The following is a 13,372-nucleotide window of genomic DNA, read 5'->3' as shown; positions in this document are numbered from 1 at the left end:
ACAAAAAGTAATAGGCACTAAAAAACTAAATTAAATGAGGTATTTAGTTCTCCTTTTATTACTACTCCCTGCAGTTGGTTTTACTCAAACAGATCCTGTTAAGGATTCAATAGAACGTATTGTAGAAGACCTTGCTAAGCCTGTGTATATCGAAACCTACAAAATTGTAAATACTGCAAAGTATAAAATAAACAACGCGATAAACGGCAGGTATCCTGCGAAAGAAGCAATGAGCTACTATAATGAAAATCTCTCGAAATACATGGGGAGCTATAAAACAATACAGGCAGTAAAAAAGCGACTCGATACTGCCGGGGATGCCTTTGTCGAGGTTATGTATCTTACGGCGAAGGGGCGAATTGCAAAAGAGTTAGCCGATCGGGCGAATGAAGAAGCTTTGGTGCTGCAGGCTGAAAGGAGTTTTGAGTCAAAAAGAAAAACGCAGAGTGTAAAGGATGCCAGCTTAATCACGCCGCCTGAAGCTAGTAATAGCGATGAGGAGTTAGTAATATCGAGATCTATAGATTATAGCTCTGTAATATTTACCAAAGTTGAAAAAGAAGCGCAGTATCCGGGCGACTGGGGACGGTATCTGACCACCAACCTGAGAGAGGAAGTGCCCGTGGAAAACGGAGCTTCGCCAGGCAACTACCAGGTAATTGTTCAGTTTGTTGTGGACGTACAAGGCAACGTGAGCGATGTGAAGGTTATTAAAGATCCCGGATTTGGAATGGGTGCAGAAGCTGTACGTGTAATTAAAAAATCCGGTAAATGGAAGCCCGCTATCCAGAACGGACGGGAAGTAAAGGCCTACTGTAAATTACCTATTGCCTTTATTGTACAGTAGCGTGCCCTCAAGGCAAACATAAAACGATATGGAATCTTACAACGAACAGGATTAATAATTGCAACCGCAGCTGGCGGCGCGACGTTATAGGGTCAATTTTATAGGCAGCAGTTTCTAAAAATACCGAATTTTGAAAGTGGGACCTGTTTCTGGGCTGGTGAATGACTTCTGACTTTTTCTCGTATATTTGAAAAAACTGCTAATATGAGTAATATTGACGAATTGCTTGAAGACATTATTGCAGCTATCGAAGACGAGTCAAATAAAAATTACTGGCTTATTCGATCTCAGGGAGGCACTCTGTATTCTAACTTTTTGGAGGTTGGATATGTTGGACTCGAACATGATGGCATTGACGCTGAATTTATTAAAGAAATTTCTGAAAAGCACATCAATTCGGGTGCTATAATAAAGCAATTACTAAAGGTAAAAATTAATGAATACGCAAATTTAAACCTCGAAGAGGGGGAAGATCTTTCAGCAAGGGCGCTATCCCTGATAGTTAATCAGGTGTATAAATTCATGTACACCATCAAATCCGGAGATATTGTGGTTTGCCCATCCGCAAACTCAGATTTTATTTCTATTGGGGAAATTGTCGGAGATACTATTGATTTAAATATATCTAATGAAGAACGTAGAAGAATGGAGGTTAAAACCCCGTTCATTAGGCGTGTAAAGTGGAAGAAGCATGTCTCGAAAATGGATATTGACCCCTATTTCTACAGAATGTTTACCGCCCATCAGGCGCTGAATGATGCAGGTGCGTATGCAGAAGTTATCGAGCGGACTTTGAAGGACGTCTTTTACCTTGATAATGAAACGCACTTCATAATAAATGTATCCCAAAGGGGAGAATTGCCTGCTAAAGATATATTTGGCATGGGATACAACCTGCTTTCGCTGCTGGATGAAGTGTCCATTCACTTTAATCTAAATATTTCATCCGATCAGTTGGCTTCCTCAATAAATTTAAACAGTCCTGGAAAAATTGATTTAAAATCGAAAATCAAAAAGGCGACATTAATGGCGGGGATTATTCTTTTTATTTGTGGTGGAGGATATGAGAGCAAAGAATTTACATTAAAAACAGATGGCCTTCCGGGTGTATTAAAATCCATCAATGATTTTATTAATGAGAGCAACGATAGGAAAATGAAAAAAGAAATATTTGAAAAATATAAGGATTCACTTTCTATAAAAGCCCCCGAAGATCTGATCAATTTATTGAAACAAGTTGACAGAAACAAGGACATAGCCAAATGATGTATATTTGTAGTATGGGTATTTTGATTTTAAATACAATATCTATTATTTCCGCCTTTATTTTTGGCGTAGGTGTTTTGTATATTGCTATGGCCCATTTACTTAAACTTGTAGACCATAATAATCACAAACAAATTCTTTGGGGGTTCTCTTTACCAGACATTGTGATACTTATCATTTCCGCAGTAATTGTGTTAAGTGGTTTTACTTTGTATAAGCCGTATTAGGATTAATGCTCTTTAACCAAGATGCCGGCATCCCATGCCCGTGGCGCTTACCGAGCTCGTCATTCAGGAAAACGCTTTTGATGTAGCCACGATGCCAGGCGATCCACATTGCCGGCGTCCGCGAGCCTACCCTGGCATTTTTAAAGTCACTAAATAAAAAATTGGGGGTAGATAGAAACTTGCTGAAACTGGCATAATGTTCCAAAAATGAGCAAAACTGAAAAATTTGTTCCTCTGGTGTTCCGCACGCCTTTAAAATTTTATACAAACAATTGATAATCAACTTTTGGCAATGTATAGTATTGTTCCTGTTCTGGGCACTTTGATTGTTAATCAGTTAGAAAAGACTCGCAATGCGGGTCTTTTTTATTTGTATGCCATTTGAAAACAATCCATAACGGTAAGTTGAGAAATAACTTTATATAGCCCGGTTAACCATTTTTACCCTCGTTTGCAATCTACTGTATTTCGGAGAAATCAGATTCATCCATCTGAGCCGCCATTGACGGAACAGCAACCACCCTGTTAAAAATAAGCGCTACCAGTAATCCCTTACAATCTGAAGGCCGTACAGCTCTTCCAGCTGTTTAAAATACCGGTCGCCAATTAGGCGCCATTTTCCTCATCCTGCCAGGTAAGTTCCAATACTTCTTCCAGTGCTTCCGCATCATCTTCCTGGTCGCCACGGTAATACCCATACAGTACAATAGAAAGATAACGGCCTTTCTCCTTTAAATGAAACCAGTACTTACCATACAGGCCTTCCAGCTCGCAGCTTGCTTTGGCCTGTTCACAGATGCCGCTGATCGCTTCTATATTCTTACCAGCCAGTGTTCCATCTTTAGGTATCAGCCGGATCTCAAAACCAATATCGGTTGCCATGATCGGGTTGGTATTTTGTTGTACATCGCCGGAAAATCGGTTCCTATGAAGGTATTAAAAATAAACGGACAAGGGCTCACTGCCGTATCAAATGGGTGCTTCACATTTTCCGGACGGATCGCCCTTCAATCTACATCGGCTCCGGCATTCATAACGAAGAAGATGTATTCAGCCATCCGGAGACCTGCATCCAGTAAATACAGCTGCCAAACCATTGTTCAAAAGCCGGCAGGTTATTTAAAAAACCATGATCGCCCAATGCATAAATATGCATTTCTGCGGCTACTTTCTTCCGTTTCAATGCGGTGAAAAGATCCATACTGTTTGCCAGCGGCACTACTTTGTCATCCGCCGCATGCGCCAAAAAAGCGGGTGGCGTATCCGGGCGAACATTGCATTCGGGCGAGAAAAAGCGAACCTGGTCTTTTGAAACCATGCTGCCCAGCAGATTGGTGCGGGAGCCCCGGTGCCCGGTACTATCCGAAAAACTGACTACGGGGTTGATCAGTATCATAAAACTGGGACGCAGACTGATATCCGCCGGATGCCGGATAGACGCTGTGTCAAAATGCGTACCGGCCATGGCAGCCACATGTCCGCCTGCAGAAAACCCCATGATCCCGATCGCCCCGGTATCAATACCCCAGGCTGCCGCATGTTTCCGCACCTGCAAAATGGCCTGCTGGGCATCCTGTAAAGGCGCGATGGATTTATTGGTTATATAGGCATCATCCGGCAACCGGTACTTCAGCACGATAGCGGCCACCCCTTTTTGATTAAAGGCCTCTGCCACCTTCCGCCCTTCCCGTTCGATCAGTAAGGTATGATATCCACCACCCGGACAAATAATAACTGCCGGGGCTTGGGGTGGTAAATGTGCCGGCCGGAAAACCGTAAGCGTGGGTACCGATACCTTACTGATCAGGCTGTCCACCACCGGATCAAAGCGATGCTCCTCTTTTATATCCGTATGCTTTGCGTTGGGGATCGCTCCCTCGTACAATGGAATTTCCTGGCCCTCACATGGCCCGTTAAAAAGTAAAAACACCAGGATACCAGCTGCGGCCTTCATCCACCGCCTGTGTTGTCGTATTCGTTTCATATCGTTATTGCTCCCATCGCCACAATTTATGAAACATCTTCCAATACAGCATCCTGATCTGTACCGGAGTGCATCAATACCCTTCGTTTTGCCGGAACACCGCATCGGTATTGGAATTGATGATCGCCTGGGGAACCGGGTATACCCATTGATGTGGCTGGATATTGGGCCGGGATTCTTTGGGCAGGTCCGGGAAACCCCAGCCGTACTTGAGCACCCGTTGTACCAATACCGGGTTTTCTTTCGAAGAAAGCCGGCTCAGCGTTACCAGGCGATACTCTTCTCCAAACAATTCCCGCGCCCGTTCATCGAGGATATAATCCATATTTACACTGGCTGCGGTAATGAGCGGGGCATTTGCTCTTGCCCGTACTTCATTGATATCATCCTTTGCCTGCGACAGCTGGTCGTTTTTCATATAAGCTTCGGCCCTTAGTAAATAGGTTTCCGGCAGCCGCATCACGTAAATATCCGCATCATAGAATTCAGGGTTCCCGTTAATATGTTTATCCGTTGAAAATTTCCAGATCCGGGGATAAATGCTCCGGATAGTATCGTTGGGAATGATCTTATTCCAGTCGCCCCTGCTTTTTATTTCGTCAAACACTTCTTTCCAGGGCCGCCCGCCGGCCTGTTTAATATTGCGCTCGATATTGGCTTCCGAATTCCGGATATCGCCTCCGGCACCCTCCCAGATGGTATACAGGAAATAGTTGGTGGGCCGGTTCTGAGCCGTTCCCACACCGCGTTCATCGTTTCCGGCCTGGCTCGACTTTCCATTTGGAAATTTCACCGCCCCATCTCCAAAAAAGTAATATGATTTCCCACTGGCGTCTTTCAGTTGCCTGTCTACAAAATAGGAGGTCGACTGAAAGGCAAATTCAAGCAGGAGTTTATTAGTGGTGGCAGAACCAGGCATGCCTCCTGTTCCACCGATCGCATTGTTGTAATCATACTGAACCGTCCAGATCGATTCCTTATTCCCATCCTGGTAGTTGAAATTACCCGCCCGGAACAGGTCCCAGTACACATCTTTGCCGGCCTCACCGGCTCTTTTCCCAAACCGGTTCTTCATCAGCTGATAGTCGCCGTCTGCGCCGCTGATCACATTGGTAGCGGCATTAACAGCCTCCGTATAGTAGTGCTTATCTTTTGTATGATCGCCCAGGCTGATGCAAATCTCGGCCAGCAGATGATCTGCCGCCGCACGCACGATGCGCCCGGGCCGGATTGTTGTTTTGGGCAAACCGGCCGCCGCCACAAGCAGGTCTTCCCGGCATTGCTTCCATACCTCTACCCTCGGCGCCCGTGTGTAATCCAGCCTGGGTGTTTTTTCTACTTTGGTAACTACCGGCCAGTCGCCAAACATGCCCACCAAACAGCGATGGCCCCAGGCCCGGAAGAACAGGGCTTCTCCCAGCAATTCCTTCTGTTGCTGTTCACTTACAAATTTCACGGCGGGGTTATTACAAGCCTCAATGATCGTATTTGCATACGTAATGATCTGGCTCATGCCGGTAGCCCAATAGGCATTGTAGCCCGGCTCTGAAGGTGTCATCAGTTTCCAGTTGCTGGTAGTAAACTCCGTATTGGTGCTAAAAAACGCATCCAGTCCCAGGCCGGTCATCATATAGTTGTGATACTGGTAAGATGAGATACTTAAATACTGCATCCGGTTATGCAGGTAGTTGATGGCAAGATCAATTTGCGCCGGTGTTTTATAAGCGGTCTGCGTGGTCAGCTGAAATACCGGCTCATCAAGGAAGGCATCATTGCGGCAGCCGGTCATGGCTAAAAACAGGCAAACGGGTGCGATCTTTTTGATGCTATTTAAACGAAATTTCATAACAATCATTTTTTGGAATTAAAAAGAAAATATCAGCCCGAAGGAATAGGTGCGCAACACCGGGAAGCTGCCGTAGAAGATGCTTCCTGGATTTGCTGCGATCGTACCACCGTCTTCGGGATCCAGCCCCGTCCATTTGGTCAGTGTGAACAGGTTATTGGCACTGGCATACAGCTTCAGGTTCTGATACCGGATCTTTGCATCCGGCCGGCCATCCAATGTATAGGAAAGCGTAAGGTCTTTTAGTTTTACAAACGACCGCGTATTCCAGAACCAATAGTTCAGGCTGTTTACCCAGTCTACCCGGGGGTATACATTCGTAGGATTATCCGGCGTCCAGGGATCTACCCGCTTTAACTGCGATCCGTTGGCAATGGCCATTGAGGCCATGGTTCCATAGCGGTCTTTTCCCAGGTAATGTTCATCATCACCCGCCACCCATTTAAAACTGAAATAAAGGGCAAGTTTTTTATAAGAGATGGTATTATTAAAATTGAGCGTAAACAGGGGATCGCGGGTACCCTGGTAATGATAGTCGTCTGCATTGATCTTGCCATCATTATTATAATCAAGAAATTTAACATCGCCCGGTTTGGCTTTATACCGGTCGATATATTCCTGGTCATCCTTTTGTACAATGCCGATCATCTTATAATCCCAAACACTATGAATGGATTTGCCTACGATATAGGCATCCCCAGCCGGAGCACCGGAGATATCGCTCTTGGGCCGGCCATTTGCATCATAGGTACCATACAGCTCCACGATCTTGTTGCGGTTCCGGGAAAACACGATCCCGCTTTGCCAGCCCAGGCCTTTTGTACGCACAGCATCCACCGGTACCGTATTTAATACGAGTTCCACTCCCTGGTTATCCACGCGGCCCACATTGGTCCGTACTGTTAAAAAGCCATTCATATAGGGCAGGCTGCGGGTCAGCAACTGATCCTTTGTCTGCGACTTGTATACATCAATATTACCGAACACGCTTCCCTTGAGCAAGGTAAAATCAACCCCAAGATTTTGCGTGGTGGTAGTAGACCAGCTTAGTTTTGCATTACTCATCCGGTTGGGATACAGGGCCAGTCCGGAGTTATCTCCAAAAACGGTATAATCCAGTCCTACGGTAGACAGGGTTTCGTAAGGCGCAATACTTTGATTGCCGGTGGCGCCCCAGGAAGCCCTTAGTTTCAGATATTCGATCCAGGTATTTTTCCGGAAAAAGCCCATTTCAGACAAGGCCCATCCCACCGATATACCGGGGAAATTGCCATATTTATTTCCGGGAGCAAATCCTGAAAATCCATCCCGGCGAAAGGTAGCGGTGAGGTAATACTTACTATCATAGTTATAGTTGGCGCGTACCATCATGGCCAGGTTCTGGTACCGCGATTCCGCTTTACTTACCTTTTGCGTAATGGCCATATTGATACCGTTCCATTTCAGCGGATTAGGCATACGATACCCATTGCCTTCGGTGCTCAGTCCATTGTAGCGCATGGCATCCCGGGTATACCCGGCCATAACATCCACACTGTGTTTATTAAAGGTATTGGTATAGGTCAGGATCTGGTCGATAAGCCAGGTGCGGGTATTGGCAGTACGCGCCGTGGAATAGGCCATGGACCAGAAATTTTCCACATTATCCATATTGGCGGTATTGCGCGTATCTACAAAGAGCTGGGGACCTACATCCAGGTTGTATACCGAATACGTCTGTGTGCCGTTTACTGTTAGCTTATACTTCAGTCCTTTAATCCAGGGTGCCTGGATTACCAGCCAGCCGGCCCCATCGATGTTCTGCGATTTGTTTTCATCCGATCCGTATGTGGGTCCTACCTGCCGCTCAAAACCCACAAAGGGATTGCGTGCGCTGGATCCGGAAGGATTGGAAGGGATCCATTGTTCATAGCCTGGTGTAAAGGTTTGATTGGCACTGAGAGGCGACATCCAGGTAGCCAGCTGCATGCTCGGCGTTAAACCGGAATTATCGGCACTGTAATAGTTGGCCTTTGCGCCAAGTGTGATATACCGGTTAATCTTTGTTTCGATCTTTCCTAAAAACGTGGCCTTTTTATAGTGGTCGTTATAGATCACTCCCTTCTGGTCCAGTATCCCGGCTGATAAATAATAGTTTACATTCTGAGCGTTCCCGGATACACTCAGGTTATGATTCTGCACGGGCGCATACTGTGTAATTTCGTCCAGCCAGTTCGTTTTAATGCCTTTATTATATGCCTCCAGTTCCTGTGGTGTTAAGATCAGCGATGCATTAAACTCGGTATTGGCGGGAATTCGGCCGGCATTGATAAAATAATCCCAGCGGTTCTTTAACAACTTATCAATGTCCATTTGCATCTCCGGTTTACGCGACCAGTTTTGAAACGCATAGGATGAATTGAGGGTGAGTACCGGCTTGGGCGATCTTCCTTTTTTAGTAGTAATGATGATTACTCCATTGGCCGACCGGGAACCATAGATTGCAGCAGAGCTGGCATCCTTTAATACATTGATGGATGCCACATCCTGCATATTAACCTGGTTCATGCTTCCGTTAAAGATGATATCATCGATCACAATCAGTGGGCGGTTCAACCCGGAACCCGAAGGATCAATAGAATGATCGCCGCGGATATTGATCGATGCCAGGGGATCCTGTCCGGCCTTGGACTGCGGTGGCACTACCAGCCCGGAAACCGTACCGGACAAAGCCTGCAGCGCATTGGTATTGGGCAAAGTGGCCAGTGGCGAATTTTCGAGGTTTACGGTTTGCACCGCACCGGTCAGATCTTTTTTGCGGGCAGATCCGTAACCGATCACCACTACTTCACTGAGTGCATCTTTCTTTTGCACCAGAACAACAGCGTATTCCCGCTGACCATTGATCCGCAGCTCCTGGTTATTATAACCCGTGGCGCTGATGAGCAGCACACCGTTGGATGGTACATCCATAGCAAACCGGCCCAGGCTATCGGTAGCCTGCCCGCCGGATGTTCCTTTAATGATCACGGAGGCTCCTGATACCGCTTGCCCGGCATCATCCGTTACCACGCCGGCCACGGGTTTTAATTTTTTTTGGGCGAACGACTGGAAACTGAGGAAAAGTAAGGACAAAAGAAGGGCTGCCCTTACGGGATATGTATTAAATGACATAGAAACCGTTTAAAAAATGGAAAAATAAAAGCAATCAGACCCAGCCTTTAGGCGCCCGCGTAAATCAGCGCCGTAAGTCCCAGTATGAATAAAATAAACATACCCAGGTTGAGCCGGTTTGCTGCAGGCGGTGCCTGTTTAAATTCTTTCCAGATCAGGATGCCCCAAAGTGCAGACACCAACGTAGCACCCTGGCCCAGACCATAGGAAATAGCCGCACCTGCCTTGCCGGAGGCAATGAGACTGAAGGACTGGCCTACACACCAGATCATTCCGCCCAATACGCCTACCAGGTGGGTTTTAAAACTTCCTTTAAAATACCCGGAAATAGAAAGTGGCGCTCCTTCCACGGGCTTTTTCATAGCAATGGTGTTAAAAAGAAAATTACTGATAAAGATCCCCACCGCAAAGATCACCACGGCCGTATAAGACGTCATCTTTCCGGCCGCCGGATTTTCAAAATTGGAAAGATCCATCGATGCCGCTACAAAGCGATAGAAAAAGGCCATGATAAAACCCGCAACGATGGATAACACAATTCCCCTGGCCGAAGCCTTCCGCGCACCAACCTGTGCTTTCCGGTAGGCCATTGCATTAAACAAAATGGCCACCATGATGAGCCCGATCCCCAGCCAGATAAACGTGGAATCGCCCTTGGCTGCACCAAAATAATTAACGATCACACCCAGCACCAGGGCTATACCGATCCCCACCGGGAACGCTACCGACATACCGCATAATGCAATGGCCGCCGATAACAGGATATTGGCTGCATTAAAGACCACACCGCCCATGAAGGCACTCAGCAAATTTTTTGTATCGGCCTGTGCCAGGTCTTCCAGGAAACCACGCCCCTGCGCTCCATAACTGCCCAGCGTAAAAGCCGATAGCAATGAAAACAGCAGCACCCCGATCACATAATCCCAATAGAAAAATTCATACCGCCAGGTTTTAGCTGCCAGTTTTTGTGTGTTGGCCCAGGAACCCCAGCAAAACATCGTGATCACACAAAAGAACACGGCCAGTGAGTAATTATCTACAATGTACATAAGGCAATTTTTTGATCGTTAGAAAAGCTATTTTATTTCGACGCTGGTATCCAAACACTGGCATCGCCACCGGTTTGACTGGCCTCCGCATATGGCACCAGCACCACCGGCTGTGTTTTGTTTGCTGCGGTCTTCAGTTGAGCGATATACGCCTGCTTGCCGATCCACTGTGCCGGAAGCTTTGCAGCAGCATTGGTAAGCTGCAGCACAGACGGCATTTGGAAGGTTAGTTTTGTAATATCAAAAGAGGGATTCAGGGACTGGTCAACAGACAATACCTGCGGGCCTCTTTTCACGGCTATAAAATTGGGATAGCTCTGACCGCCTGGCAATACACTTACAGGAATTTCAAATGATACCGCAATCGTATTTTCCCGGCTCCAGTTACGGTCGATCCGGATAAGTTCATTGGCATTGCCGGTATATGTTTTTCCGCCAACCGTTGCCTTAAACTTTGTTGCCCAAACCGGCACCCGCAGCTGCAATGCAAAGCGGGCCGCGGAGGGAAGCTGCACCTGGATGGCGGCCTTTCCCGCTGCAGGAAACTCAGACCGGATCTGCATGGTAAGGGGAAGCGTTTGGCCGCCGGCCGTTTGAATCTGGTCCCTGATATCCGCCGCTTCATACATCAGTACGGTAGGGCGGCTATTGAGTTTTCCATAGTTGAGGTAAGGAATCAGCGCAATACCCCGGGGAACGCTGGACAAACAGCAGGTAATATGACAACGATAGGGTTTTACACCAATCAGTGGTGTATAATAGCTCACACAGCCGGTTTCCGGATTTTCAGCACCCAGTAAATGGTTGTACACCGCTTTTTCAATTTCATTATAATATTTCAGGTCCCCGCTGATGGCAAACAACTGCATATTCAGCTGGATCCAGGTAGTGGTTACACAGCCCTCGCCCATATGTGCGGCGGTGTCTGCCTGCAACACATAATCCGGCTTAAAGTGTTCATGATCGCTGGTGCTTCCGGTAATAAAAAGGCGTTTGGCGGTAATATCATCAACCGCATACTGCACGGCTTTCAGGTATTGATCTTCCCCCGTAAGGCGGTATAGTTTAGCTATACCTACCAGGTTCGACATCATCTCATAGGCCTTGCCATTTGCTACCTTGTCTACCTGTTTTTCCCGCAATAAGGTTTTAACAATGGAAGGACCACCTTCATGTTCGTACGATTTGATGATATACCGGCAAAAATCAAGGTACCGCTGGTCACCCGTCCACATATACAGATCCGCCATGGGGTCAATTACAGAAGTGGCGGCCATGCCCACATGCGATCCGGCTTTAATGATATCCTTTTGTCCGGCAGCGTCACCAAAATTTTTAACCAGCAGGTTGCCCACCTTTACAGCTGCATCCAGTGCCCGGTGATCTCCTGTTACCCTGTAATAGGCCAGCAGTCCCAGCAGGTCGTATTTATGCACCCATACATCCCAGGAGGTCCAGTAACTATCGGGCAGATAGGTACCCAGGTAACCATCCGGCAGCTGGGTTTTGATCAGCTCATTAAAAATACGGTCCATCTGGGTTTTCAGCGCTGCGTTCCGCGTGATCATCCAGGTATTGGCGGCGGTTTCCAGATATTTTCCTACATGCTCCCCTACCCAGCGTTGTTTGCCCGGCCGGGACTGAAACCCTTCCAGGATGCCCTTTTCGTCGATTTTCAGCAACCGGTTATTGAGGTTATAATCATAACGCATTCCCAGGTAACCGGTCAGCCGGTCGTTTTCCGGCAGCTGAACAGCATAAGCAGCCGGCACGGTATAATCTGTTTTATAAACCGGCAGCGATGCCTGCTGTGCCTGAACCGGTGAAAGCACCGTTCCTGTAAATAAGAATGCAGCAAGGAGTTTTTGAATCAGCATGATCGTTATATTTTAATAGTCTTGAATAATGGGTTCTATATGATCCGGGAATGGTTAATCCTTCCCGATAAAATGTGCAATCACTTCGTTGTAATAAGGTATGGATGATTGTGCACCTTCGCGGGTTACCGAAATGGCAGCAGCCCTGCAGGCGAACCGTGTAGCCTCCGCCAATTCCATACCATTGGAAAGGCCTACAACCAGTGCGCCGTTAAACACATCCCCGGCGGCGGTGGTATCTACCGCCTGAACCGTTTCGGAGGGTACCAGGGTCATCCCTTCCTCCTCACAAACCAGGGCTCCCTGTGCGCCCAGTGTTATAATCACAATGGAAGCACCCATTGCACGGATAGCCTTCGCCGCTTTTTTTGCGGTCTCCAGGTTTTTAATCGGTATGCCGGTGAGCAATTCCGCTTCGGTTTCATTGGGTGTGATGATATGTGTATATTCCAGTAACTGCGGTGGAATCGCCTGCACGGGGGCAGGATTGATGACCACTTTTATATTTCTTGATGCCGCATACTGTGCCACATGCAGGATGGTTTCCATAGGGGTTTCAAACTGCATCAGCACCATCTTACATTTTTCCAGCTCCTTCAGCACCTCTCCCGTAAAATCTTCCGGAAGCAATGCGTTGTTGGCGCCCTGACTTACAACAATGCTGTTCTCTCCTTTTTGATCTACGGTGATCAAAGCCACGCCCGAAGGCAGGATATCATCCGACAGCATAAAGCGCGTATCAATACCTTCCTCATGAAACAGCTGTGAAGATTGCCGGCCAAATACATCATTGCCCACTTTGGAGATAAACAGGGTGTCTCCTCCTAAACGGGCCACCGTTACTGCTTGGTTGGCGCCCTTGCCTCCCGGGTTCATAAAAAAATTATGTGCCAGGATCGTTTCGCCTGGTACAGGAATGCGTTCCGCATTTACCACCATATCCATATTGGTACTGCCAACCACAGCTATCCTGGGAACATTGTTCTGTTGTTTTTTCTGCATGGTATACAATCGTGTTTCAGTTTTCGAAAATAATACACCGTCCCTGCTTTCTTAAAACCTTGTTTCTTAAAAATAAATATTCATAACTAACAAAAAATAAACAAACCATGATTCAATCAAC

At 46.9% G+C, this 13,372-nt stretch carries 9 protein-coding genes; 2 read left to right on the top strand and 7 right to left on the bottom strand.

Annotation, left to right across the window (positions count from 1 at the left end):
* Positions 1-34: 34 nt before the first annotated feature.
* Positions 35-847, top strand: coding sequence for an energy transducer TonB (locus Q1V85_RS03065; RefSeq protein ID WP_300597336.1), 813 nt, complete (start codon positions 35-37; stop codon positions 845-847).
* Between the two features lie 204 nt (positions 848-1,051).
* Complete coding sequence (locus Q1V85_RS03060; RefSeq protein ID WP_300597334.1) at positions 1,052-2,113, top strand: hypothetical protein; 1,062 nt, start codon at positions 1,052-1,054, stop codon at positions 2,111-2,113.
* 833 nt (positions 2,114-2,946) lie between these two features.
* Here Q1V85_RS03060 and Q1V85_RS03055 read toward each other — a convergent pair.
* The 7 genes from Q1V85_RS03055 to rbsK all read right to left on the bottom strand — a co-directional run bounded on the left by Q1V85_RS03055 (position 2,947) and on the right by rbsK (position 13,251).
* Complete coding sequence (locus Q1V85_RS03055) at positions 2,947-3,222, bottom strand: hypothetical protein (RefSeq protein WP_300597332.1); 276 nt, start codon at positions 3,220-3,222, stop codon at positions 2,947-2,949.
* Between the two features lie 148 nt (positions 3,223-3,370).
* A complete protein-coding gene (locus Q1V85_RS03050) occupies positions 3,371-4,324 on the bottom strand; it encodes an alpha/beta hydrolase (RefSeq protein WP_300597330.1) in 954 nt (317 codons plus the stop codon).
* Positions 4,325-4,397: 73 nt separating this feature from the next.
* Entirely contained in the window at positions 4,398-6,170 is a 1,773-nt protein-coding gene (locus Q1V85_RS03045; protein ID WP_300597328.1) for a RagB/SusD family nutrient uptake outer membrane protein, read from the bottom strand.
* 18 nt (positions 6,171-6,188) lie between these two features.
* The gene (locus Q1V85_RS03040; protein ID WP_300597326.1) at positions 6,189-9,323 is read right to left on the bottom strand and encodes a SusC/RagA family TonB-linked outer membrane protein; all 3,135 of its coding nucleotides are present in this window, start codon (positions 9,321-9,323) and stop codon (positions 6,189-6,191) included.
* 47 nt (positions 9,324-9,370) lie between these two features.
* The gene (locus Q1V85_RS03035; RefSeq protein ID WP_300597324.1) at positions 9,371-10,372 is read right to left on the bottom strand and encodes a GRP family sugar transporter; all 1,002 of its coding nucleotides are present in this window, start codon (positions 10,370-10,372) and stop codon (positions 9,371-9,373) included.
* A 32-nt stretch (positions 10,373-10,404) separates the two neighbouring features.
* Positions 10,405-12,249, bottom strand: a complete 1,845-nt coding sequence (locus Q1V85_RS03030; protein WP_300597322.1) for a beta-L-arabinofuranosidase domain-containing protein — start codon at positions 12,247-12,249, stop codon at positions 10,405-10,407.
* Positions 12,250-12,303: 54 nt separating this feature from the next.
* On the bottom strand, positions 12,304-13,251 hold the full coding sequence (gene rbsK, locus Q1V85_RS03025) for a ribokinase (protein WP_300597320.1): 948 nt from the start codon (positions 13,249-13,251) through the stop codon (positions 12,304-12,306).
* Between the last annotated feature and the right edge of the window lie 121 nt (positions 13,252-13,372).

The organism is Niabella sp. (assembly GCF_030150205.1).
Lineage (GTDB): Bacteria > Bacteroidota > Bacteroidia > Chitinophagales > Chitinophagaceae > Niabella.
Note: the sequence above shows the minus strand (reverse complement) of the source record. Positions and strands in the feature narration are given on the sequence as shown.